The organism is Sphingomonas sp. Leaf32 (assembly GCF_001421765.1).
Lineage (GTDB): Bacteria > Pseudomonadota > Alphaproteobacteria > Sphingomonadales > Sphingomonadaceae > Sphingomonas.
The window spans coordinates 71,966-95,818 of record NZ_LMLA01000010.1 but is presented as its reverse complement, the minus strand read 5'-3'; the positions used below and the strand labels follow the sequence as shown (position 1 = coordinate 95,818).

Genomic DNA, 23,853 nt, shown 5'->3' with positions numbered 1-23,853 from the left:
ATGCGGCGGTCCCCGTTCCCTGTTGCGAAAGCCGTCCGATGTCCGATGTCGTCGCCCTGACCAAGGCCCTGCTGGCGTGCGACAGCGTGACACCCGCGCTAGGTAGCGTATTCGACGTGGCGGAGGCGATGCTGGCGCCGCTGGGCTTCCACGTCGAACGATTCGTGGCGGGCGAGGCGCCGGACGGGCCGGTTGAAAATCTGCTGGCGGTGCGGGGAACAAGCGGGCGGCATTTCGCCTTTGCCGGGCATCTTGACGTCGTGCCGCCCGGGCCGGGCTGGACCAGCGGGCCGTTCGAGGCCGCCGAGCGGGACGGGCTGATCCACGGCCGCGGCGCGGTGGACATGAAGGGCGCAATCGCCGCGTTCATCGCCGCCGCAGCGACCCTGCCCGCCGATTGCGGTACGATCAGCCTGATCCTGACCGGTGACGAGGAAGGGCCGGCGATCTTCGGCACCCGCGCGCTGATCGACCGGATGGCGGAGCGCGGCCTTGCCCCCGACCTGATCCTGGTCGGCGAACCGACGTCGCAGACGCTGCTGGGCGACATGATAAAGATCGGGCGGCGCGGGTCGGTCAATATCTGGATCGACGTGCCCGGACGACAGGGGCATGTCGCCTATCCGCACCTCGCCGACAATCCGATCCCGAAGCTGGTCGCCGCGCTGGCGGCGGTCGAGGCGGTGGTGCTGGACGCGGGCAATGACTGGTTCCAGCCGTCGAATATCGAGGTCACCGACATCACCGTCGGTAATCCGGCGACCAACGTCATCCCAGGCCACGCGCAGGCGCGGCTGTCGATCCGCTTCAACGACCTGCACCGGGGCGACGCCCTGATCGAACGGGTGCGCGCCATCGTCCACGCCCATGCGCCCGAGGCGGTCGTGACCGGACGCGTGTCGGGCGAAGCGTTCCTGACGCCGCCGGGCGATTTCTCCACGCTGATCGCCGATGCGATCCGCCGCCACACCGGGCGCGCGCCGGAGCTGTCGACGACCGGCGGCACCTCGGACGCGCGGTTCCTGTCGCGCCTCGCACCCACGGTCGAATTCGGCCTGCTCAACGCGACGATGCACAAGGTCGACGAAGCGGTCGCGATCGACGACCTGCGCCTGCTGACCGCGATCTACGCCGATATTGCGCGCGGGGCGCTGCGCTAAGCGTCGGCTTGCAGGACCAGGACCGTCGCCCCAGCGCAGGCTGGGGCCTCCCGCGGCTCCTGCTGCGCGCTATCAGCGGAAGATCCCAGCCTGCGCTGGGATGACGCTTGGTGCGATACCGGTCATGGGTATCGGTCGAAACGCGAAACGCCGCCCCGACCTCGGTCGAAGCGGCGTTCCCGTCGTCCCGTCGGGTGCTGATCCGGCTCAACCGACCCGGTAATAGTCCCGGTACCAGTCGGCGAACCGTTGCAATCCTTCGGCCAGCATCACCTTGGGCTGATAGCCGGTCAGGTCGCGCAGCTTCGACACATCGGCATAGGTCGCGGTGACGTCGCCGGGCTGCATCGGCTTCATGATCTTCACCGCCTCGCGCCCGATGGCGCTTTCCAGCGTCGAGATCATTTCCATCAGTCCGACCGGGTGGCTGTCGCCGATGTTCAATACGCGGTGCCCGCCCTGTTCCGGCGGATGGTCAAGCGCGCCGAGGATGCCGGTCACGATGTCGTCGATATAGGTGAAGTCGCGCGCCATCTTGCCTTCGCCGTACACCTCGATCGACTGCCCCGCCATGATGCGGTTGGTGAACGAGAAATAGGCCATGTCCGGCCGGCCCCACGGGCCATAGACGGTGAAGAAGCGCAGGCCCGTCTGCGGAAAGCCGTACAGCTTCGCATAGGACTGGCTCATCAGTTCGCACGCGCGCTTGGTCGCGGCATAGAGCGAGACGGGATCGACCGACGGTTCGTCCTCGCTGAATCCCTGCCCGCCCATCGGCTTGTCGCCATAGACCGAGCTGGACGAGGCATAGACGAGATGTTCGAAGCCCGGCGCGTGGCGGCACGCCTCCATGATCGACAGATGCCCGGCCAGGTTCGACCGTTCATAGGCCATCGGATTGTCGATGCTGTAGCGTACCCCCGCCTGCGCGGCGAGGTGTACGACGCGGGTCACGCCATTATCGCGCACCAGCTTCGCCATCGCCTCGGTATCGGCGATGTCGGCGCGGTGGAAGCTGAATTCGCGCCGTCCGTTGAAGGTCGACAGGCGCGCTTCCTTCAGCGACGGGTCGTAATAATCATTGACGATATCGACGCCGATCACCGTCTCGCCCCGCTCCAGCAGGCGGTGGGCGGTGGCGTGGCCGATGAACCCGGCGGCACCGGTAACGAGGACAGGGTTAGTCATGAATCAGCACCCCAATACGGTGTAGGAACAGCCGGCGACCTTGAGAACGCCACGCCGGAATCGAACAAAGGCGCCTGTGACGCAACGCCGACACGGCCCATGCCGAAGGCCACGACACCCATTCCGGAGCCATTATGGCTACGTTCGTGCGCGGCAGCGTGATTTTGCGGCAGGGCAACATGAGAACTGCCACACCCCGTTTCCATAAAAATGACAAGCCCTGTTTTTATGGAACGGGCCATGCGCGGGACGAATCGTCAGGATGGAAGATGACTGACGCGCTTTGTTCGGGTAAATCCGGTTACGGCTTGGCTCTGGAATGCTTCCATTCACCGGACGTTTACGGCAAGGGTCCAATTGAGGCTTTCTATTTAGTCGCTTTTGCATAACGGCTTCGGTCAACGGACCGGTGCATGGTCAAAACCGTCCAAGGGGTGCGAATCCGGTGAACTCTACGCCGACCGACATGATCGTTTCGCCAGATGATACCGCGGTGCAGCAAGGTTTCTGGACTGCACCGCGCGCGCTGCGGTTGCAGGTGTTCGGCGTGTTGCTCGTTCTCGACCTGTTTTCGATCGCGGTCGGCTTCGCCATGCCGGGAATCTGGTATCGTTTCGATCCGGCTCTTATCGGTGCCTTCTTCGTCGCCTCCGCCGTCTATGTCGCCATCGCCTTCAATGGCGGGGCGTTTTCGTTCAAGCCGTCGCGGACGCTGATGATCGATACCGGCCCGGCCGTGCGGTCGTTGCTGTTCACCTATGGCACGCTGTTCGTCATGTCGTACTTTCTGCGGCTGGACCAGACGCTGCCACGCGGACTGCTGCTGGTCGCGATGGTGACGGGCGTCGGCCTGCTCGCCATCCTGCGGCAGATCGTGGTCGTCTATACCGCGACCCATCTGCGCGACCGGCTGCTGACGCAGTTGCTGGTCGTCGACGGGATGCACGTCACCCCGCCCCAGGGTTTTCAGGTGTTCGACGCGCGGGCGCGCGGCCTGCGCCCCGACCTGCGCGATCCCGCGATGCTCAACGCGTTCGGCCTGCTGATCCGCGGGTGCGAACGGGTCGCGATCGCGTGCCAGCCCGAGGATCGCAATAACTGGGCGATGATGCTGAAGGGCGTGAACGTTCGTGGCGAGATCGTCGTCAACGACCTCGAATCCTATGGCGCGTTCGGCGTGTCGCATGTCGGCGACCTGCCCGCGCTGACCGTGGCGGTGGGGCCGCTGCCGCTGCGCAAGGCGCTGGCCAAGCGACTGTTCGACCTCGCCATCTGCGCGCCCGCGCTTATCGCGCTGCTGCCGGCGATCATCCTAATCGCCATCGCAATCAAGATGGACAGCAAGGGGCCGGTCCTGTTCCGCCAGCGGCGCGTCGGTCAGGGCAACGAATTCTTCTACATCCTGAAATTCCGCTCGATGCGGGTCGAACAAAGCGATCCCGACGGCAAGGTATCGGCCAGCCGCGACGACGACCGCATCACCCGCGTCGGCTATTTCATTCGGCGGACCAGCATCGACGAACTGCCGCAGCTCTTCAACGTGCTGCTGGGCGACATGAGCATCGTCGGTCCGCGCCCCCATGCGCTGGGGTCGCTCGCCGGGGACAAGCTGTTCTGGGACATCGACGAACGCTATTGGCATCGCCATTCGTTGAAGCCCGGCATCACCGGCCTGGCGCAGGTCCGCGGCTTCCGCGGCGCAACCGCCGAGACAACCGACCTGACCCATCGGTTGCAGGCCGACCTCGAATATATCTCCAAATGGTCGTTCTGGCGTGACGCCGCGATCCTGTTCATGACCGTCCGGGTGCTGGTCCACCGCAACACCTTCTGACCCGCCGAACGCGGGTTTCCGGTCAGCGCGCTCCATTATGCTGAGCGACGGACAATCCCTTCGTCACCCCGGACTTGTTCCGGGGTCCACGGTGCGGCGGTCGGTGCAGCCAGATTTTCTCAGGACAAGTTGAGCGGCAAGGTGGACCCCGGAACAAGTCCGGGGTGACGGTAGGCCGGTGCATGTCGATCCGTCTTAGAATCGATCCACCCCGTTCGAACCAGCAGGAGCCAGTTGAGACCCCAGTCTGCGCTGGGACGACGTTTCCGGGCAGACGTATCAAACGCTAATCGACACGGCGCACCGGTCGCCGCAGGATCAGGTAAAGCGCCCCCTGCCCGCCATGGCGGAGATGCGCGCCACGAATCGATGCCACGCGGTCGGCATAGGGACCGGCGATGATCCAGTCCTGTACCGCCGCCCGGATCGCCCCGCGCGCGTGGGGCCGCTCCGATTCGGCGCGGGGCGGCTTGCCCGTCACCAGCAGCAGCACCCGGTCGCCACGCTGGATCGCCCGCGCCAGCCCCTGATCGAGCAGGGCATGGGCCGATGCGAGCGTATGGCCGTGCAGGTCGAGCGTCGAATCCGGGCTGACCAGGCCCCGCGCCAGCTTCCGGTCCCATCCGGCATCCAATGTCGGTCCGGGCGTGCGCGCCTTGGCCGGAACGGGCGGGGCAACGACGGCGCGCGCGCGGACCGGTTTGGGCGTCGGCGCACCATGTTTCTCCAGCCTTTCGAGCAGGAGCGGCGCGGGCGGCGTCGGGCGGGCGGCGTGCAGCGGCTTTACCGCCGCGACCACCCGCGCCCACAGCGCCGCCTCACCAGGATCAAGGCGTCGCCCGGCCACCCGCGATCCGTGCGACGGTGCCGATCGGCAGCAACAGGAAGGCGGTGCCGCGCGCGCTCATGCCGCCGGCGATCGCCCGTGCCTCGTCGCCCGCGCCCCAGAAGGTGTCGAAGCGATTGGTGCCCTTGATCGCGCCGCCGGTATCCTGTGCGACCCACAGTCCGCTGGCGTCGGTGCGGTCCATCGACAGGAAGACGGGCGCGCCCAGCGGCACGAAGCGGACATCGGCGGCGACGCTCGCCTGCCCTGTCACCGGCAGGCCGAGCGCGCCCAGCGGCCCCGGCCCGGTCAGTTCGCGGAAGAAAACGAAGCTCTTGTTCTCGCGCATGATGGCGCGACCCTGGTCAGGGTTGGCGCGCAGCCACGCCATCAGCCCCTGCATCGACGCCTGTCCCGGCTGCACCAGCCCGCGGTCGCGCATCAGCTTGCCGATGCCGGTATAGTCGCGGCCATTCTGCCCGGCATAGCCGATCCGCATCACTCCGCCATCGGGCAGGCGCAACCGCCCCGACCCCTGCACCTGCAGGAAGAACATCTCGACCGGATCGGCCGCCCAGGCGATTTCCAGCCCGCGCCCGGCAAGCGCGCCCTCCTCGATCGCGGTGCGGTCGTAATAGGGGACGAAGGCGGCGCCATCCACCCGACCGCGCACCCGCTTGCCCTTCAGATCGGTCGAAAACAGGCCGAGATCGGCCTCGACCAGATCGCCCGGCACGCCATAGATCGGCGTTTCATAGCCGCTGCGCCGGGTCCGCGATCCGTGGATTTCCGGTTCGTAATAGCCGGTGGCGAACGCCTTGCCGTCACCGACCTGCGCGGTTTCGAACCAGCGCACGAAGAAGGCGCGTACACCACCCGCCGATACACTCCGCGCCGCCTCGCACGACGCCTGCCAGTCGGCGGGACGGGTCAGGCCGGTCGGATCGGCCTTGCGCGTGACCGAGGGGCAACTGATGCGGAACGCGGCCAATGCACGGGCGGCGACGTCCTCGGTGATCGGCAGATCGGCGACCGGCGGGCCGGCAACGACGCCGGCGGCCAGCGCGGTGGTCGCGCCGTCGACCGGACCCCCACCGGTAATCGGCGGCAGGGGCACCGACGCCGTCGGCTGCCGCACCGGCATCGGCCGGGTCGGCGTGCCCGGCGTCGATGCCGATCGATCAGCTATCGGACGCTCGGGCGCAGGCCGCGACGCCGCACTGTCCGCGCCGCGCGGCACGATCGCATTCGAACAGCCCGCCAGCAGCAGCGCGGCAACGGCCGCCATCCCCCCCTTGCGCATCGATGTCAGGCTTCGTCGGTGTCGGCGAGCTTCCAGTTCGGATCGCTGCTCTTCAGCACCCGCAGGAACGTCCAAACGTCATGCGTCTCGACAGCATCCGACCGCGACCCGGCGATCATGTTGCCATCGGCGTCGCGGGTGATCGCGGCGATGTCCGCATCGAAGCGTACCGCGACGCGGGCGACGCCGCCTTCGACCGATGCTTCGGTCACGACGGCACGTTCGATCGACACCAGCCGGTTTTCCAGCACATGGCCCGCCGCGTTGCGCTCGGCGATCGCCTGCGCGAATGCCTCGCGCACATCGCGTTCGGTCAGCCATTCGAGGGTCGCTTCGTCGCCCTTCCAGAAGGCTTCGAGGATCATGCGATAGGCCGACTTCGCGCCTTCGACGAACTGCGCGACGTCGAAGGTCGGATCGGCGGCGATCAGCGCGCGCAGGCCGGCTTCGGCCCCGCCGTCGACATGACGCGGCCCCAGCACGCGTGCTTCCGGCGTCACCTCGATCGGGCGGTTGACCGGCGGCGTGCCGATGCGTTCCTCGGCCGTGCGCGGCAAGGGTTCATGGCCGGTACGCTTGCCCAATACGGCATAGAGCCGCATGGCCAGAAACGCCGCGACCATCGCGAGCAGGACGACAAAAACCACCATGCCTTCACTTCCTTCCGTCGACCGGACATAGGACCGATCGGGCGCGGATACAAACGGTGCGGCGCCCATCCGGTTCGCGGGGCCGGTCGACCCGTTGAATCGCGGTCCTGCCGCTGCTAGTCCGCGCCATCTTAACGCGGCAAGCGCCAAAGCTTTCCGCCTTGCGGACAGGGAATACCATGGAAGATCAGAACGACGCCACCGGCATCGACGCGTTTGCCAACGGGGACGACAGCCAGCCGTCGGTCAACGTCATCACCCAGTACGTCAAGGACCTGTCGTTCGAGAACCCGGGCGCGCCGGGCGTGTACCAGCTGCCGGGCACCCCGAAGCTGGACGTGCAGTTCAACATCGGCGCCAACCAGGTCGGCGACGACGTCCATGAAGTGGTGCTGAAGATCGAGGCGCGCGCCGATATCGAAGGCCAGGTGATGTATCTGGTCGACCTGTCGTTCGCCGGGCTGTTCGGCCTGCGCAACATCCCGGCCGAACATCTCCAGCCGTTCCTGCTGGGCGAAGCGCCGCGCATCCTGTTCCCCTTCGCCCGCCGCGTGCTGGCCGATGCGGTGCGCGACGGCGGCTTCCCGCCGCTGATGCTGGAGCCGATCGACTTCGCGCAGCTCTACATCACCCAGGCCGAGCAGCAGGGCGGACTCGGCGAAGTCGCCGGCCACGCCTGATCGATAGGGGCGGGCGCGGACTAGCCTCATGAAGCTGGCGAAATCGCTGGGATCGGTCGGCGGGCTGACGCTCGCCAGCCGGGTGCTGGCGCTGGTCCGCGACTCGCTGCAGGCGACGTTCGTCGGCGCGGGGTTCGCGTCCGACGCGTTCCTCGTCGCGTTCCGCCTGCCCAACATGTTCCGCGCGCTGTTCGCCGAAGGGGCGTTCAACGCCGCCTTCGTGCCGCTGTTCAACAAGAAGGTGGCCGAAGGCGACGAAGCCACCGAGGGACAGGGGTTGGTGACTGCCATCGCCTTTGCCCGCGACGTGTTGTCGGTGTTGCTGCCTGTGCTGATCGCATCGACGATCGTTATGCTTATCGCGGCATGGCCGCTGACGTACCTGCTTTCGCTCGGGTTCAACGATCCCACGCCCGACCAGTTCGCCTATGCGGTCACGTTGTCACGGATAACGATTCCATACCTGCTGCTGATCTCGATCGTGTCGCTGCTCGGCGCGATCCTTAATTCGCTCGACAAGTTCTGGGTGAATGCCGCCGCCCCCATCCTGCTCAACATCGCGATGGTCACCGGGCTGCTGTTCTTCCACGGACCCGATCCGTATGCGACCGCTCGGGTACAGGCATGGACGGTGACGATCGGCGGGGCGTTGCAACTCGGCTGGTTGATGCTCGCCTGCCGCCGGGCCGGGGTGTCGCTGCGTCCGCGTCGCCCGCGCATGACCGACGATGTGCGGCAGATGCTGCGGCTGATCGTACCGGCCGCCGCCGGAGCCGGTGCGATGCAGTTCAATCTCGTTATTTCCACCGCACTGTCGGCAAAGCTGCTCGATCCGGGTTCGATCTCGTACATCTATTATGCCGACCGGCTGAACCAGCTGCCGCTGGGGCTGATCGGCATCGGCCTCGGCACCATCCTGCTCCCCACCATCTCGCGCCAGCTTTCGCGCAAGGACGATGCCGGGGCGATGGATACGCAGAACCGGGGTATCGAACTGGCGCTGCTGCTGACGCTACCCGCGACCATCGCGTTCCTGATCGTCGCCGAACCGATCATCCGCGCGCTGTTCCAGCATGGCGCGTTCGGCGCGGAGGACACGATCCGCTGCGCGCAATCGCTCGCCGCCTTCTCGCTGGGCTTGCCCGCCTATGTCCTCATCAAGGTGCTGACCCCCGGCTTCTATGCACGGCAGGATACGCGGACGCCGGTGCGCTTCGCGCTGTGGTCGATCGGTATCAACATCGTCCTCAACCTCGCGTTGATCCCGACCGTCGCCCATATCGGCCCGCCGCTGGCGACCGCCGTGGCGGCATGGGTCAATGTCGCGATGCTGTACGCGACGCTAAGGCGGCGCGGGCATTTCGCGCTCGACCGGCAGTTGACCCACCGCCTGCCGCGCTTCGCCGTCGCGGCACTGCTGATGGGCGCGGCGCTGTTCTTTGCCGATACGCTGGTGGCGCCATGGACCACGGGGGCGGTCGTCACCCGCATCCTCGGCATGGTCGCCCTCGTCGGCGCGGGCGCCATCGTCTATGGCCTCGCCTGCCTTGCTACCGGAGCGTTCCGGCTGGCCGATCTTCGCGCGCTGCTCCGGCGGCGTGCCGCGTAAACAGGAAATCAACATGCGTGTCGTCTCCGGCATCCAGACCACCGGCAATCTCCATCTCGGCAATTATCTGGGCGCGATCCGCAACTGGGTGCGGTTGCAGGACCGGATGGGCGCGGACGATATGTGCCTGTTCTTCCTTGCCGACCTCCACGCGCTGACCGTGACGCAGGACCCCAAGGAACTGGCGTCGAACACGATCGAGATGGCGGCGACCTTGCTGGCGGCCGGGATCGATCCCGACCGCTCGATCCTGTTCAACCAGGCGCGCGTTCCTGCGCATAGCGAGCTGGCATGGATTTTGGGCGGCACCGCGCGCGTCGGCTGGCTCAACCGCATGACCCAGTGGAAGGACAAGGCGGGCAAGAATCGCGAAGGCGCCAGCGTCGGGCTGTTCACCTATCCGGTGCTACAGGCGGCCGACATTCTGGCGTACCGGGCAACGCATGTGCCGGTGGGCGAGGACCAGAAGCAGCATCTGGAGCTGGCGCGCGACATCGCCACCAAGTTCAACCTCGATTTCGGGGTCGAGCTGTTCCCGCTGCCCGAGCCGATGATCCCGGAGGATACGCCGCGCATCATGTCGCTCCGCGACGGCAGCGCGAAGATGTCCAAGTCCGACCCGTCGGACATGAGCCGTATCAACCTGATCGATTCGGACGATCAGATCGCGACCAAGTTCCGCAAGGCGAAGACCGATCCCGAACCGCTGCCGTCCGAAATCGCCGGCCTTGCCGAGCGGCCCGAGGCACGCAACCTCGTCACCATCTTCGCGGCATTGTCGGGCCAGACGTCGCAGGACGTGCTGGGGCAGTTCGGCGGACAGGGGTTCGGCGCGTTCAAGCCCGCGCTGGCCGATCTGGCGGTGGCCAAGCTCGGGCCGATCCGCGACCGGCTGGTGGCGTTGCTCGACGACCGCCCGGCCGTAGGCGCAACGCTGGCCAGGGGCGCGGCCAAGGCCGAGGCGCTGGCCCGCCCGACCTTGCGGGCAGCACAGGATGCGCTGGGGTTGCAAGTTTGAGCAAGAATTCAAGATAATCTTGAATTTTCCTGTCATACTGAAAGTCGGCGCGATATGCGCTCCCCGTTATACCAGACGGGGAGCCGTTCGTGACCAGCACCATCGAAACCAAGCCCTTCACCGACCAGAAGCCCGGCACGTCGGGCCTGCGCAAGAAGGTGCGGGTGTTCCAGCAGCCGCATTATGCCGAAAACTTCATCCAGTCGGTGTTCGACGTGGTCAAGGACAAGGCCGGTGCGACGCTGGTGATCGGCGGCGACGGCCGCTATCTGAACCGCGAGGTCATCCAGACCGCGATCCGCATGGCCGCCGCCAACGGCTTCGCCCGCGCCATCGTCGGGCAGGGCGGCATCCTGTCGACTCCGGCTGCCTCTAACGTCATCCGCACGCGCGGCGCGATCGGCGGCCTCGTCCTGTCGGCCAGCCACAATCCCGGCGGCCCGGACGAGGACTTCGGGATCAAGTACAACGTCTCGAACGGTGGCCCGGCGCCCGAGAGCTTCACCGACGCGCTGTATGCCCGCACGCTGGAGATCGACCGCTACGCCATCAGCGACGTGACCGGCATCGATCTCGACACGCTCGGCGAATCGAGCGTCGACGGCATGGCGGTCGAGGTGATCGACCCGGTCGCCGCCTATGTCGCGTGCATGGAAGGGTTGTTCGACTTTGCCGCGATCCGCGACCTGATCGCCGGCGGCTTCCGCCTGTCGTTCGACGCGATGAGCGCGGTCACCGGACCCTATGCGACCGAGATCCTCGAACGCCGCCTCGGCGCGGCACCGGGCACGGTCGTCAACGGCACCCCCCTGCCCGATTTCGGCGGCCACCACCCCGACCCGAACCTCGTTCATGCGCACGAGCTCTACGAACGGATGATGGCCGACAACGCCCCCGATTTCGGCGCGGCATCGGACGGCGACGGCGACCGTAACCTCATCATCGGGCGCGGCATTTTCGTCACGCCCTCCGACTCCCTCGCGGTACTGGCGGCCAATGCGCATCTCGCGCCCGCCTATAAGGACGGGATCGCCGGCATCGCCCGCTCGATGCCGACCTCGGCCGCCGCCGACCGCGTGGCGCAGGCGCTGAACGTGCCGCTGTACGAGACGCCTACGGGTTGGAAATTCTTCGGCAACCTGCTCGATGCCGGCCTCGTGACCATTTGCGGCGAGGAGAGCGCGGGGACGGGATCGAACCATGTCCGCGAGAAGGACGGGCTGTGGGCGGTGCTGCTGTGGCTCAACATCCTCGCCGTGCGGCGGCAGCCGGTGGCGGAGATCATGGCCGACCATTGGGCACGCTATGGCCGCAACTATTATGCACGGCACGATTATGAGGGCGTAGAGCAGGCCGGGGCCGATGCACTGGTCGCATCGCTACGCGCGCGGCTAGCGACGCTGCCCGGCACGACGATCGGCGACCTGACGATCTCCGAGGCGGACGACTTCGCCTATCACGACAGCACCGACGGGTCGGTCAGCCGCAACCAGGGCATCCGAATCCTGTTCGCCGATGGCTCCCGCATCGTGTTCCGCCTGTCGGGCACCGGCACGCAGGGTGCCACGCTGCGGGTGTATATCGAACGCTACGAACCGACCGACGGCGATCTGGCACAGGCGACCGGCGACGCGCTGGCCCCGCTGGTGGCGGCGGCGGAGACGCTGGCGTCGATCCGCGAGCATACCGGGCGGGATGCGCCGGACGTTATCACGTAAGAAGAAGAATGGGTTCACGCGAAGGCGCGGAGTCGCGGAGGGGATGCGTCCAGCGGCACCGTCACCCGCGCCAGCGGCCTCATCTATGCGGCATCCGCCAACGCAAGCGTCTCCTGATCGCGGAGGGGCTGCCAAAATCGCAACCCCTCCGCGCCTCCGCGCCTTCGCGTGAACCCATTCTTCTTGCTACCTTTACCCCTGATCCGGGCAGGTTCGAGCCAAGGGATGACGTAGAGAGGTAGGTCGCTCAGCCTTCGAGCGAGCGCATCAGCGTACGAACCGCGCTGTCGATCTCGCGATCGACGCCGCGCAGTTCCTCGATCCGGCGCACGGCATGGATGACCGTCGAATGGTCGCGATTGCCGAACTTGCGGCCGATTTCGGGCAGCGAGCGCGTGGTCAGGCGCTTGGCGAGGTACATCGCCACCTGGCGCGGGCGAGCGATCACCTGCGCCCGACGCGCCGACACCAGATCTAGCTGCTTCACCTCGAAATGCACCGACACCGCGCGCTGGATGTCGTCGATCGTGACGCGCTTCGCCGGCCCCGCCAGCATCTCGCCCAACGTCGCATGGGCGAACGCCATGTCGATCGTCTCACCGGTCAGCGACGCATAGGCGACGAGGCGGTTGAGCGCCCCTTCCAGTTCGCGCACGCTGCCGCGAATCCGCCCGGCGAGCAGGTCGACGACATCCTCGGGCACCGGCGTGCCCGGCACCTCGGCCAGCTTCGCGGCGAGGATTTCGTGGCGCAGTTCGGTCTCAGGTGTCTTGATGTCCGCCACCAGGCCGCCGCCCAGCCGCGACAGCAGCCGGGGATCGATCCCGTCGAGCAGCGCGGGCGAGCGGTCGCAGGCGATCACCACCCGCTTGCCCGCGTCCATGAACGCGTTGATCGTGTGGAGGCATTCCTCCTGCGTCGCATCCTTGCCGGCAACGAACTGCAGGTCGTCGATCATCAGCAGGTCGACGCCGCGCAGGCGCGCCTTGAAGCTGTGCGTGTCGCGCGCGCGCATCGCCGCGACGAATTCGAACATGAACCGCTCGGCCGGCAGATAGACCGCGCTGGCCGCCGGATCGGCGTCGAGGAACGCATGGCCGATGGCGTGCATCAGGTGCGTCTTGCCGAGGCCGGTCGCACTGTGGAGGAACAGCGGGCTGAAGCGCGGCACACCCGGTTCGGCCAGCGCCCTGGCGGCATTGAACGCCACGCGATTTGACGGCGCGACCACGAACCGGTCGAAGCGATAGCGCGGATCGAACGTCGGGCGGTCGGCGGGAGCACGCTGCGGAACGGCGGGCAGCGCGGCGGGTGCCGCCGCCATCAGCGGCAGCGGCGCTTCGGCCGGAGCCGAATCGAACAGCGGCGCGGGAGGAACGATTCGGGTGGGCAAGGCGGTGGCGGTTTCGACTACGACGTCACGGACCTGGGGAAGCTGGGCGCGGAATTCATGCGCGAGGCGCTCGGCATAATGGTTGCGAACCCAATCGGTCATGAACGCGGACGGGAGCGTCAGGCGGACCACCCCGTCGCCGTCGGGGGCGACCAGCTCCATCGGCTTCAGCCAGCGGTCGAACAGGCGCTGTCCGGCGGACACGCGCAGGTTCTGGCGCACGCGGGCCCACGCCGCCGCTACCTCCACCTGTTCATGATCCACCGGCATCGTCACTGGCAAAAACTCTCCCGTGCCGGGAAGACATGCCTCCCGACCACCCTTGGTCCGTCGTCTAAAAATCCCCCCTCGACCGTGCCGAAGCGTCGATCGCACACGAAGATTCGCGTGGGCCCCGGTGCACCGTAACGGCGTCGGGGAATGCTGTTTAGGAACCGGAACGCCCGTCGATCAAGTCATCAAACCGAAATAAAGACTGTTGACACGCCCCCAGCCGCAGAAATGCGTCGAATTTCTTTTTTAACGTTCAATATCAATATCTTAATCAGAGCGCGACGCGCTGAATCGCCGGAATCCCCGGTTTTCCGCCATTTCCCGACGGCTTGATTCGACGCCGTTCGACGGAACCAAATTTTCAAGGTCACCCCCGCCCCCGGCACAACCCCAAATGGCGTAGGGCGGACGCAGAAAACCCCGCCGGCGCAGTGGCCGACGGGGTGTCATGCTTGCCGACGATGGCCGCGCGATCAGGCGATCGCGCCGACCGCCTTCGTCAGGCGCGCGAACTTGCGGCTCGCGGTGTTCTTGTGGAGCACGCCCTTGGCGACGCCACGGGCCAGTTCCGGCTGGACGTTCGTCAGCGCCGTCGTGGCGGCTTCGCGGTCGCCCGCGACGATCGCTGCTTCGACCTTCTTCACGAAGGTACGGATGCGGCCGACGCGCGCACCATTGATTTCCGCACGACGCGCATTGCGCCGGATACGCTTCTTCGCCTGTGGCGTATTCGCCATGCCGTCCTCGACTCTCGCAAATGATTGGTGCCGATCGAGCAGATCCCGACCGGAGAAGGTGCGCCCCTTAAACGCTCATGGGCGCGCGGTCAACTATTGCTGGCACTTGCGGCACCAGAAGGTGGAGCGTCCGCCATCGACCCGGCGTTCCACCACACCACCACAAGGGCACGCCTCGCCTTCCCGGCCATATACCCGGAATTGCTTGGAAAAATAGCCGAGTTCGCCGTCCGGCCGGGCATAATCGCGCAAGGTCGATCCCCCCGCTTCGATCGCCGACAGCAGCACCGCGCGAGTCGCGTCGACCAATGCTGCCAGCCGTTCAGGCGCGATCTGCCCCGCCGGGCGGGTCGGAGCGATTCGCGCGACGTTCAGCGCCTCGCAGACATAGATGTTGCCCAGGCCCGCGACGATCTTCTGGTCGAGCAGCAGCAGCTTCACCGGCGCGATCCGACCGGCGAAGCGGCGCTCCAGATGCTCCGCCGTGAAGTCGGGCCCCAGCGGCTCCGGCCCCAGCGCCACGAAGGGCGGCCATGCCGCGACGTCGGCGGTCGGCATCAGGTCGACCGACCCGAACCGGCGCGGATCGTTCAGCACCACCTGCCGCCCAGCCGCCGTTTCCAGCACGAGGTGATCGTGCGCCAGCGCCTCTTCCGGGTCGACCCGCCAGCGGCCCGACATGCCGAGGTGAAAGATGAAGCTGTCGCCGCGATCGGTGTCGATCAGCCCGTATTTGGCGCGGCGCGACAGGCCGGTGACGGTCGCACCGGTCAATCGCTGGCCCAGATCGACCGGCATTACCCGGCGCAAGTCGGCGCGGTTGGCGACGACGCGGGTCAGCCGCTGTCCGTGCAGGACGGGGGCAAGGCCGCGGACGGTGGTTTCGACTTCGGGCAGTTCGGGCATGGAGTCCTTCAAGCTACGCTACCAACGTCACCCCAGCGCAGGCTGGGGTCTCCCGGGACTGGCGCGCCACCCTTGCCGCGAAAGATTCCAGCCTGCGCCGGGATGACGTTCTTTTGGTACTGATAAACAGCTAGGTTCGGTTTGCCCCCGCCACAAGGCACCGCTAGGGCTGTGCCTATGAACGACACGGTATCCTTCGGTTACGAAGACGTAGCCCCCGATGAAAAGACGCGGCGCGTCGGCGATGTGTTCGCGAATGTCGCTGCCCGCTACGACCTGATGAACGACGCCATGTCGGGCGGGATGCACCGGTTGTGGAAGGATCGGTTCGTCGCGCGGGTGAAGCCGCAGAAGGGCGAATCGATCCTCGACATGGCCGGCGGCACCGGCGACATCGCGTTCCGCATGGCCAAGACCGGCGCGAATATCACTGTGGCCGACATCAACCCGGCGATGCTGGGCGTCGGTATGGAACGCGGCGAAAAGCGCCGGATCGACGGCCTCGTCTGGTCCGAACAGAATGCAGAGACGCTGGATTTCGCCGATCGCAGCTTCGATGGCTACACGATCGCGTTCGGTATCCGCAACGTGACCGACATCCCGAAGGCGCTGCGCGAGGCGCACCGCGTGCTGAAGCGCGGCGGGCGGTTCTTCTGCCTCGAATTCTCGACCGTGACGTGGCCGGGCTTCGCCGACGTGTACGACCAGTATTCGCACAAGCTGGTACCCAAGCTCGGCAAGCTGCTGGCGAATGACGAGGACAGCTATCGCTATCTGATTGAATCGATCCGGCGCTTTCCCGACATGCCGACCTTCGAGGCGATGATCGGCGATGCCGGGTTCATCCGCACCCGGGTAGAGCCGATCATGGGCGGGCTGGTCGCAATCCATAGCGGGTGGAAGATTTGACGCCAGATGCGTCGCATTGTCGGAGCCGTCATCCCGGCGCAGGCCGGGATCCATTGTGTCGGGCCGGCTCGATGACCCGCCGCCTTGCCCCATCCATGGATTCCGGCCTGCGCCGGAATGACGTCGGGGACGCGGCGGTCGCATGACGTCCACCCTCACGCATGGCTGGCGCATCCTGAAATGGGGGCGCACGCTGGCACGCCACGGCGCGCTGATCGAGATCGAGCGCAACCCGCGCACGCCGCCGCGCCTGCGCCGCGTGGTGCGCCTCGCTCGCTTGGGCGCGCGCGTGCCCGCGACGCCGCGCTATGCCGAAGCGTTCGCCGCCTTGGGACCGGCGGCGATCAAGCTGGGACAGACACTCGCCACCCGCCCCGACCTGGTCGGCGAGGCGGTCGCGCAAGACCTGTTGTCGCTGCAAGACGCACTGCCGCCGCTGCCATGGACCGTGGTGCACCCGGCGATCGAATCCGGCCTCGGCCAGCCGATCGAGGCGCTTTTTTCCTCGATCGAGGAAACCCCGGTCGGTGCCGCCTCAATCGCGCAGGTCCACCGGGCGATCACCACCGATGGCCGGCAGGTCGCGGTGAAGGTGCTGCGCCCCGGTGTCGAGGCGCAGTTCTTCGACGCGATCGACACCTATGAATGGGCCGCCGCCCGGCTGGAGACGATGGGCGGCGAGCTCAAGCGCCTGCGCCCGCGGCTCGTGATCGAGACGATGAAGCGCTGGACCGCGCGCGAGCTGGACCTGCGCCGCGAAGCCGCCTCCGCGTCCGAATTGGCCGACGGAATGGAGGCCGAACCCGACTTCACCGTCCCCGACATCGATTGGCAGCGCACCACGTCGAAAGTGCTGACCACCGCCTGGATCGACGGCATCAAGCTGTCGAACCGCCCCGCGCTCATCGCCGCCGGGCATGACTTGACCGCGATGGCGACGCGGCTGGTCCGGGCCTTCCTGCGGCAGGCGATCGCCGACGGTTTCTTCCATGCCGACATGCACCAGGGCAATCTGTTCGCGCTGCCCGACGGGCGCATCGCCGCGATCGATTTCGGCATCATGGGTCGCATCGACCGCCGCGCGCGGGTCTGGCTGGCCGAGATCCTCTACGGCCTCATCACCGGCGACTATAAGCGCGTCGCGGAAATCCATTTCGAGGCGGGCTATGTCCCCGCACACCACAATGTCGCCGAGTTCGCGACCGCCCTGCGCGCGGTGGGCGAGCCGATGCGCGGCCTTGCGGTCAAGGACATGTCAGTCGGCATGATGCTCGATTCGCTGTTCAACATCACCCGCGATTTCGACATGCAGACCCAGCCGCACCTGCTGCTGCTGCAAAAGACGATGGTGATGGTGGAGGGGGTGGCGACCGCGCTCGATCCCGATATCAACCTGTGGGAGACGGCGGCCCCGTTCGTGCGCGGCTGGATTCGCGATGAGCTGGGGCCGGAGGCGATGGTCGCCGACCGGATCATCACCGACCTGCGCACCTTTGCCCGCCTGCCCGACCTGCTGCGCAATATCGAGGCGCGCTATCCCGCGCCCGGCGGCGCCCCGCCCTCCCCGCCGCTGCCCGACATCGCGGTGGTCAAGGTCGGCGGCGGCTGGCGCTATGCCCTGGTCGCGCTGGTGAGCGGGGCGGCGGGTGCCGCATTGATGCAGTTGCTGGGATGATCCGGCCGCGACCGCCGCTCTGGCTGTCGTTGCCCAGCCGCTTTGCCGGACTGCGGCCCGGCATGGCGCTCGCCCTGCTGATCCTGGCCACCGCGCTGCTGCTGTCGGCATGGGTTCGCCCGGTCGAGGACGACGGGGCGCGTGCCGGGGCGCAGGCCGATCTCGGCCTGTACGGCGCGGTCGTCGACGGCCTGCGGCGGGGCGACGAGTATTACGGCGTGGTCGCGACCGAATTTCGCGCGGCCGGCTATCCGTTGCGGCCCTTCACCGCCGTCCGCCTGCCGACGCTGAGCGTAGTGCAGGCGGCGCTGCCCGATAGCGTCTCGGTCGTGCTGCTGGTGCTGGTCGCCGCCGCCGCCGGCTTCGCCTGGACCCGGCGAATCGGTGACTGGTTCGGTCGCGGGCCGCCGCGGATCACTGCGCTGTTCCTGCTGGCGGGCGGGATGGTCGCGTTCGTCCAGCCGTCGCTGGTGCATTTCCATGAGCTGTGGGCCGGGCTGCTGGTCGCCTGGTCGCTGGCGATCCGGCGGGAGGGGCGCTGGGTCGAGGCGGTTGCCCTCGCGCTGTGCGCCATGCTGATCCGCGAGACCGCCGCGCTTTACGCAATCGTCATGCTGATCGCGGCGCTGGTCGAGCGGCAACGCCGCGAGGCGCTGGCATGGGGCGCGATCCTGTTGCTGTTCGTCGCGATCCTGTCGCTCCATGCCCGCGCGGTCGGCATGGTCGCTGGGCCGCTGGACGCGACCGCCGCCGCATGGGGCGGCTGGCACGGCCCTGCCCTGTTCGCATCGGGCATGGCGCGCTCCACCGCGCTCACCATGCTGCCCTGGTGGCTGGGCGCGCCGCTGGCGATGATCGCGCTGGTCGGATGGGCGGCGGCGCCGGGGCCGCTCGGCGCCCGTGCCGCCGCCGTCTTCGGTGCGTTTGCGCTAATGATCGCATTGTTCGCACGGACCGACAGCTTCCACTGGGTATTGGTCGCAGCGCCCGCCTATCTGGTCGGCATGGCCTTTTTGCCCGATGCGTTGCGCGACCTGACGCGCACCTTGCTCGACAGGCGGCGCGTTCGGGTGCAGAGGATCACGCGATGACACGCATATTGCTGATCGTCGGTGGGGGCATCGCCGCGTACAAGGCGTGCGAGCTGATCCGCCTGCTGCGCGGTGCCGGGCACGGCGTGCGCTGCGTGCTGACCGATGGCGGCGCGCAGTTCGTCACGCCGATGACGCTGGCGGCGCTCAGCGAACAGCCGGTCCATACCAGCCTGTGGGATCTGAAGGACGAGGCGGAGATGGGCCATATCCAGCTCAGCCGCCAGGCCGATCTGGTCGTCGTCGCGCCCGCCACCGCCGACCTGATGGCGCGCATGGCCGCCGGAGTCGCCGACGACCTCGCCACCACGCTGCTGCTCGCGACCGACAAGCCGGTACTGGCGGTGCCGGCGATGAACGTCCGGATGTGGCAGCATCCCGCGACCGTCCGCAACGTGGCCACGCTGCGCGCCGACGGCGTGACCGTGCTCGACCCGGATGAAGGCGCGATGGCCTGCGGCGAATATGGCCCCGGCCGCCTGCCCGAACCCGCCGCGATCGTCGCGGCGATTGCAGGCATGACCATGCCCGCCGCACCGCAGACGCTAACCGGCCGCCACGTGCTGGTCACCGCCGGTCCGACGCATGAGGCGATCGATCCAGTCCGCTACCTTGCCAACCGGTCGTCGGGCAAACAGGGGTTCGCCATCGCCGCCGCCTGCGCCGCGCGCGGGGCGCGGGTAACGCTGATCGCCGGGCCGGTGACACTTCCTACCCCGCCGGGTGTCGACCGGGTCGATGTCGAATCGGCGCGCGACATGGCCAATGCGGTGGCGCAGGCATTGCCGGTCGACGCGGCGGTGATGGTCGCGGCGGTGGCCGACTGGCAGGTCGATGCCGCCCCGTCCAAGCTGAAGAAGGGCGATGGTCCGCCGGCGCTGACCCTGCTCCCCAATCCCGACATTCTGGCGATGCTGGGCAAAAGTCCGCGTCGCCCGCGCCTGCTGGTCGGCTTCGCGGCGGAAACCGACGATGTGCTGGCCCATGCCACCGCCAAGCGGACCGCGAAGAATGCCGACTGGATCGTCGCCAACGACGTGTCGGGCGATGTGATGGGCGGCGACCGCAACGCCGTCCATCTCGTGACTGCCGAGGGTATCGAGCCTTGGGCCGACGCCCCCAAGGGTGATATTGCCGGCCGACTGGCCGACCGGATTGCCGATGCGCTGGCTTAACCCCCTGCTGCTCCTCGCCGTCGCCGGTTGCGCGACGCATGGCGCCGTACCGCCGGCAACGACGCTGGCCGGGCAGAGCTTCGGCCCCAGCGCGCCGCGCGACGTCCGCACGCTGGTCCTCGTGCTGCATGGCGACGGCGATGGCGAAGTCCCGGCATCGTTCGCCGGATCGGCACAGCATCTCGCCGATGCCATTCCGCACGCGCGCGTGGTCGCGCTGCTTCGGCCGGGCTATCACGATGCCGCCGGCCACCATTCGCCCGGATCGCGCGGCGGGATCGGTGGCGACGCCTATACCGCCGACCGGATCGCGGCGGTGGCCGATACGATCAGGAGCTGGCGCACCCGCTATCCGCAGGCGCGGACCATCCTGGTCGGCCAGTCGGGTGGCGCGGCGATGGCGGCGGCGCTGGCCGGCCTGCGCCCCGGCCTGGTCGATGGCGCGGTGCTCGCCGGATGCCCCTGCATGTTGCCCGAATGGCGCAAGTTCCGCGCGAAACAGGGGCATGGCGGGTTCGCCGTCCCGGTCGCCAGTTTCGATCCGCTGATGACGGTGGGCGGTGTCGCGCCCGCCACCCGTATCGCGCTGCTGGTCGGGGCGGACGATGGCGACACGCCGCAGCGCTTCTCCCGCCCCTATGCCGAGGCGCTGGCGCTGCGCGGCATCGCCACCGATTATCGCGTGTTGCCGGGGCGCGGGCATGAATTGCTGGACGATCCCGACCTGATCGACGCCGTACGCCGCATGTCGGCCGACCCCGCACCCCGTCAGAACGCCATGGTGACCCGATGATCGCGCTCCATATCCTTCGCCTGCCCCATGGGGCCGGGCTGCCGCTGCCCGCCTATGCCACCGCCGGCGCGGCGGGGATGGATGTCGTCGCGGCGGAGGATATCGAGCTTGCCCCCGGCGCACGCCACGCCGTCGCCACCGGCTTCGCGATGGCGATCCCGGAGGGATATGAGGTGCAGGTCCGCCCGCGTTCCGGCCTTGCGCTCAAACACGGCATCACCTGCCTCAATACCCCCGGTACGATCGACAGCGACTATCGCGGCGAGGTGAAGGTGATCCTCGCCAATCTGGGCCAAGAACCGTTCCGCGTGGTACGCGGCGAACGCATCGCGCAGTTGGTGCCCGCAGTCGTCACCCGCGCGACGCTCGGCGAAGTCGACGCGCTCGACGACACGGTGCGCGGCTCGGGCGGATTCGGGTCGACCGGACGATGATCCCGCTGGCGCTGATCGGCCTGACGGCGCAGTTGGTGCAGGCGATACCGCTGGCGCCACCGCCCGCGTCGCAGTCGGTGCCGGTGGCGCGCTCGCCGATCGACTGGCAGGCGCTGCCGCCGCTGCCCTATCGCCGCACGCCGCGCCCGACTGCGCAGATGGCGACGTTCGTCCAGTCCGAACTGCGGCGCTCCGGGTGTCCCCGCCCCATCCCGGTCGGGGGGCGCACGCAGTTGCAGGTGGATGTCGCGGTGCTCATCGGCGAGGATCATGTCGTGCGGGCGACCATCCCGCGCGCGATCGACTGTCCGACCGTCGAACAATATGCCGCCGGGCTGGTGGTCAGCTATGCGCGCGGCAATTTGGTCCCGCGCTTCGTCAGCGCCGGCAACTGGTACCGCGCGGTGCTGTTGTTCGATTGGGCCGAATGACCTTTTCCGACGCCGAACTCGACCGCTATGCCCGCCACCTCGTCCTGCGCGAGGTCGGCGGCGCGGGCCAGGCTGCGCTGAAGGCCGCGCGGGTGGTCGTGATCGGCGCGGGCGGCATCGGATCGCCCGCGCTGCAATATCTCGCGGCGGCGGGGGTCGGCACGCTGGTCGCGATCGATGACGACCGGGTCGATGCCAGCAACCTGCAACGCCAGACGCTGTTCGGCGATAGCGATATCGGCGCGCTGAAGGTCGACGCGGCGGCAGCGGCGATCGCACGGATCAATCCCTTCGTCGCCGTCGAACGTCAGGCGCTACGGATCGATGCCACCAACGCCGCCGACCTGCTCACCGACGCGCAGGTGGTGCTGGACGGCTGCGACAATTTCGCGACCCGCCTGACCGTCGCCGACGCGGCGCTTGCCGCCCGCATTCCGCTGGTGTCGGCGGCGGTGGGGCAGTTCGAGGGGCAGTTGGGCGTGTTCCGCGGCTGGGAACCGCACCTCCCCTGTTACCGCTGCTTCGTCGGCGACGATCCCGCCCGCGCCGACGCCAGCTGCGCCGATCAGGGCGTGCTGGGCGCGCTGACCGGGATCATCGGCAGCATCGCCGCGCTGGAAACGATGCGCGCGATCATCGGCTTCGGCGACGATCCGGCGGGCAAGCTGCTGATCGCCGACCTGCTGGCATTCCGCTTCCGCACGCTGACCTTGCCCAAGGACCCCGGCTGTCGATGCGCGGGCTGACGATCGTCGTCGCCGGTCCCGACCCGGACCGGTTGCGCGCCGCGCTGACCATGGCCTGTGCCGCCGCAGCGTTGGGCGGTCGCGCGCGGGTCTATCTGCATGAAGCCGCGGTCGGGTTGCTGCGCCAGAATGCCACTGCACCCGCCGGCCTGCCCGACCTGACCGAATTGCGCGCCATCGCGGCCGACAGCGGGGTCGAACTGATCGCGTGCCAGACCGGCCTCGCCCTCGCCGGCCTGTCCGCCGACGGGCAAAAGGTCGCGGCAGGCGGGTTGATCGACCTGCTCGCTACCTTGCAGAGCGACCGGCTGGTCACCCTGTAGCGGCGGAGGCCAAAGGCCCCCGCCCCGCCCCGGTCAACCGTTCGCCAATGCTTCCTCGGCGAAGGCGCGCACCGCCGGGCCAATGTCCGCACGGGCCAGCGCCAGCGCGATGTTCGCCTGCACCCACCCGGCCTTGTCGCCGCAGTCGTAGCGCTTGCCGTCGAAGGTGAAGCCGTGGAACGGCTGGTTGCCGATCAGCTTGGCCATCGCATCGGTCAGCTGGATTTCGCCCCCGGCACCCGGCTCCTGCGAATCGAGAATCTGCATCACTTCGGGCTGCAAGATGTAACGGCCCGGGATCATCAGGTTCGATGGCGCCTTGCCCTTGGGCTTTTCGACCAGCGCGGTGACTTCGGTCAGGCGGCCATCGGTCTTGCCCGGCGAAATGATGCCGTACTTGTCGGTTTCGCTGTCGGGCACTTCCAGTGCACCGATGACGTTGCCGCCGACCTGGTTGTACGCCTCGACCATCTGGCGAAGGAACCCGCCGACCATCAGCTCATCGGGCAGCAGCACCGCGAACGGCTCGTCGCCGACGATCTCGCGCGCGCACCACACCGCATGGCCCAGGCCCAGCGGCTCCTGCTGGCGGACATAGACCGGGCTGCCCGGCTTCTGCCGAATGCCCTCGATCAGCGCCATCGACTTGCCGCGCGCCTTCATCGTCGCTTCCAACTCGTAGGAAACGTCGAAATGATCCTCCAGCGCGCCCTTGCCGCGGCCGGTGACGAAGATGATCTGCTCGATCCCGGCTTCCAGCGCCTCTTCGACCGCATATTGGATCAGCGGCTTGTCGACGACGGTCAGCATTTCCTTCGGCATCGACTTGGTCGCGGGAAGAAACCGCGTGCCCAGACCGGCGACCGGAAAGACTGCCTTGCGTACCTTCTTGATCGTCATCGCTTCCATCCTGAAATTGCTGCACCGCAATAGAGCTTTGCCCGATGATTGGCAAACCCGGACCGGTGCGGCCATTCGGTC

The 23,853-nt window shown here is 67.7% G+C and carries 24 protein-coding genes; 16 read left to right on the top strand and 8 right to left on the bottom strand.

Translation table 11 applies throughout. The annotated features are described in order from the left end of the window. The first annotated feature begins 38 nt into the window (after nt 1-38). On the top strand, nt 39-1,160 hold the full coding sequence (dapE, locus tag ASE83_RS14275) for a succinyl-diaminopimelate desuccinylase (RefSeq protein WP_055791524.1): 1,122 nt from the start codon (nt 39-41) through the stop codon (nt 1,158-1,160). A gap of 207 nt (nt 1,161-1,367) precedes the next feature. On the opposite strand, the gene ASE83_RS14270 is transcribed toward dapE, so the two are convergent. Further along, nucleotides 1,368-2,348: an SDR family NAD(P)-dependent oxidoreductase gene (locus ASE83_RS14270; RefSeq protein ID WP_055791521.1), complete on the bottom strand. Its 981-nt coding sequence runs from the start codon at nt 2,346-2,348 to the stop codon at nt 1,368-1,370. A gap of 134 nt (nt 2,349-2,482) precedes the next feature. On the opposite strand from ASE83_RS14270, the gene ASE83_RS18635 reads away from it, so the two are divergent. Together ASE83_RS18635 and ASE83_RS18975 are read left to right on the top strand one after the other, a co-directional pair. Continuing rightward, nucleotides 2,483-2,737: a hypothetical protein gene (locus ASE83_RS18635; protein WP_156353193.1), complete on the top strand. Its 255-nt coding sequence runs from the start codon at nt 2,483-2,485 to the stop codon at nt 2,735-2,737. Nucleotides 2,738-2,793: 56 nt separating this feature from the next. Next, nucleotides 2,794-4,182, top strand: a complete 1,389-nt coding sequence (locus tag ASE83_RS18975) for a sugar transferase (protein WP_235513257.1) — start codon at nt 2,794-2,796, stop codon at nt 4,180-4,182. Between the two features lie 286 nt (nt 4,183-4,468). Here the strand turns inward: ASE83_RS18975 and ASE83_RS14260 are convergent, their stop codons facing one another. Genes ASE83_RS14260 through ASE83_RS14250 form a run of 3 tightly spaced genes read right to left on the bottom strand, consistent with a single transcriptional unit; the run spans nt 4,469 to nt 6,961 of the window. Continuing rightward, nucleotides 4,469-5,029: a Smr/MutS family protein gene (locus ASE83_RS14260; protein WP_055791515.1), complete on the bottom strand. Its 561-nt coding sequence runs from the start codon at nt 5,027-5,029 to the stop codon at nt 4,469-4,471. Next, on the bottom strand, nt 5,010-6,296 hold the full coding sequence (locus tag ASE83_RS14255; RefSeq protein WP_235513256.1) for a murein transglycosylase A: 1,287 nt from the start codon (nt 6,294-6,296) through the stop codon (nt 5,010-5,012). The genes ASE83_RS14260 and ASE83_RS14255 overlap by 20 nt, the downstream gene beginning before the upstream one ends. A 20-nt stretch (nt 6,297-6,316) precedes the next feature. Beyond that, nucleotides 6,317-6,961, bottom strand: coding sequence for a Tim44/TimA family putative adaptor protein (locus ASE83_RS14250; protein WP_443024321.1), 645 nt, complete (start codon nt 6,959-6,961; stop codon nt 6,317-6,319). Between the two features lie 179 nt (nt 6,962-7,140). Between ASE83_RS14250 and secB the strand changes: the two genes are divergently transcribed. The 4 genes from secB to ASE83_RS14230 all read left to right on the top strand — a co-directional run bounded on the left by secB (nt 7,141) and on the right by ASE83_RS14230 (nt 11,986). Beyond that, on the top strand, nt 7,141-7,641 hold the full coding sequence (gene secB, locus ASE83_RS14245; RefSeq protein ID WP_055791509.1) for a protein-export chaperone SecB: 501 nt from the start codon (nt 7,141-7,143) through the stop codon (nt 7,639-7,641). 28 nt (nt 7,642-7,669) lie between these two features. Next, on the top strand, nt 7,670-9,250 hold the full coding sequence (gene murJ, locus ASE83_RS14240; RefSeq protein WP_055791507.1) for a murein biosynthesis integral membrane protein MurJ: 1,581 nt from the start codon (nt 7,670-7,672) through the stop codon (nt 9,248-9,250). 13 nt (nt 9,251-9,263) lie between these two features. Next, nucleotides 9,264-10,268 carry a tryptophan--tRNA ligase gene (gene trpS, locus ASE83_RS14235; protein WP_055791864.1) on the top strand — a complete coding sequence of 335 codons (1,005 nt, stop codon included), beginning with the start codon at nt 9,264-9,266 and terminating at the stop codon, nt 10,266-10,268. An 89-nt stretch (nt 10,269-10,357) separates the two neighbouring features. Then, complete coding sequence (locus ASE83_RS14230; protein ID WP_055791504.1) at nt 10,358-11,986, top strand: alpha-D-glucose phosphate-specific phosphoglucomutase; 1,629 nt, start codon at nt 10,358-10,360, stop codon at nt 11,984-11,986. 247 nt (nt 11,987-12,233) lie between these two features. Here the strand turns inward: ASE83_RS14230 and dnaA are convergent, their stop codons facing one another. From dnaA to mutM, 3 genes are all read right to left on the bottom strand, one after another. Further along, nucleotides 12,234-13,649, bottom strand: a complete 1,416-nt coding sequence (gene dnaA, locus ASE83_RS14225) for a chromosomal replication initiator protein DnaA (RefSeq protein WP_055791500.1) — start codon at nt 13,647-13,649, stop codon at nt 12,234-12,236. A 476-nt stretch (nt 13,650-14,125) separates the two neighbouring features. Next, entirely contained in the window at nt 14,126-14,389 is a 264-nt protein-coding gene (rpsT, locus tag ASE83_RS14220; RefSeq protein WP_055791497.1) for a 30S ribosomal protein S20, read from the bottom strand. Nucleotides 14,390-14,482: 93 nt separating this feature from the next. Next, entirely contained in the window at nt 14,483-15,295 is an 813-nt protein-coding gene (gene mutM, locus ASE83_RS14215; RefSeq protein WP_055791494.1) for a bifunctional DNA-formamidopyrimidine glycosylase/DNA-(apurinic or apyrimidinic site) lyase, read from the bottom strand. A 177-nt stretch (nt 15,296-15,472) separates the two neighbouring features. Between mutM and ASE83_RS14210 the strand changes: the two genes are divergently transcribed. From ASE83_RS14210 to ASE83_RS14170, 9 genes are all read left to right on the top strand, one after another. Continuing rightward, entirely contained in the window at nt 15,473-16,204 is a 732-nt protein-coding gene (locus ASE83_RS14210; protein WP_055791491.1) for a class I SAM-dependent methyltransferase, read from the top strand. Between the two features lie 142 nt (nt 16,205-16,346). Then, a complete protein-coding gene (gene ubiB, locus ASE83_RS14205; RefSeq protein ID WP_055791488.1) occupies nt 16,347-17,879 on the top strand; it encodes a 2-polyprenylphenol 6-hydroxylase in 1,533 nt (510 codons plus the stop codon). Beyond that, on the top strand, nt 17,876-18,970 hold the full coding sequence (locus ASE83_RS14200) for a hypothetical protein (RefSeq protein ID WP_055791485.1): 1,095 nt from the start codon (nt 17,876-17,878) through the stop codon (nt 18,968-18,970). Before ubiB ends, ASE83_RS14200 begins: the two co-directional genes overlap by 4 nt. Then, the gene (gene coaBC, locus ASE83_RS14195; RefSeq protein WP_055791482.1) at nt 18,967-20,145 is read left to right on the top strand and encodes a bifunctional phosphopantothenoylcysteine decarboxylase/phosphopantothenate--cysteine ligase CoaBC; all 1,179 of its coding nucleotides are present in this window, start codon (nt 18,967-18,969) and stop codon (nt 20,143-20,145) included. Before ASE83_RS14200 ends, coaBC begins: the two co-directional genes overlap by 4 nt. Continuing rightward, nucleotides 20,132-20,938 (top strand): alpha/beta hydrolase, encoded by an 807-nt coding sequence (locus ASE83_RS14190; RefSeq protein ID WP_235513255.1) that lies wholly within the window; start codon nt 20,132-20,134, stop codon nt 20,936-20,938. Before coaBC ends, ASE83_RS14190 begins: the two co-directional genes overlap by 14 nt. After that, nucleotides 20,935-21,372 (top strand): dUTP diphosphatase, encoded by a 438-nt coding sequence (dut, locus tag ASE83_RS14185; protein WP_055791479.1) that lies wholly within the window; start codon nt 20,935-20,937, stop codon nt 21,370-21,372. The genes ASE83_RS14190 and dut overlap by 4 nt, the downstream gene beginning before the upstream one ends. Then, nucleotides 21,369-21,803, top strand: a complete 435-nt coding sequence (locus ASE83_RS14180) for a hypothetical protein (protein WP_235513254.1) — start codon at nt 21,369-21,371, stop codon at nt 21,801-21,803. Before dut ends, ASE83_RS14180 begins: the two co-directional genes overlap by 4 nt. Further along, nucleotides 21,800-22,549 carry a HesA/MoeB/ThiF family protein gene (locus ASE83_RS14175; RefSeq protein ID WP_055791477.1) on the top strand — a complete coding sequence of 250 codons (750 nt, stop codon included), beginning with the start codon at nt 21,800-21,802 and terminating at the stop codon, nt 22,547-22,549. The genes ASE83_RS14180 and ASE83_RS14175 overlap by 4 nt, the downstream gene beginning before the upstream one ends. Beyond that, the gene (locus tag ASE83_RS14170; protein ID WP_055791474.1) at nt 22,537-22,872 is read left to right on the top strand and encodes a DsrE family protein; all 336 of its coding nucleotides are present in this window, start codon (nt 22,537-22,539) and stop codon (nt 22,870-22,872) included. Before ASE83_RS14175 ends, ASE83_RS14170 begins: the two co-directional genes overlap by 13 nt. Nucleotides 22,873-22,905: 33 nt before the next feature. On the opposite strand, the gene galU is transcribed toward ASE83_RS14170, so the two are convergent. Continuing rightward, nucleotides 22,906-23,772, bottom strand: coding sequence for a UTP--glucose-1-phosphate uridylyltransferase GalU (gene galU / locus ASE83_RS14165; RefSeq protein ID WP_055791854.1), 867 nt, complete (start codon nt 23,770-23,772; stop codon nt 22,906-22,908). Between the last annotated feature and the right edge of the window lie 81 nt (nt 23,773-23,853).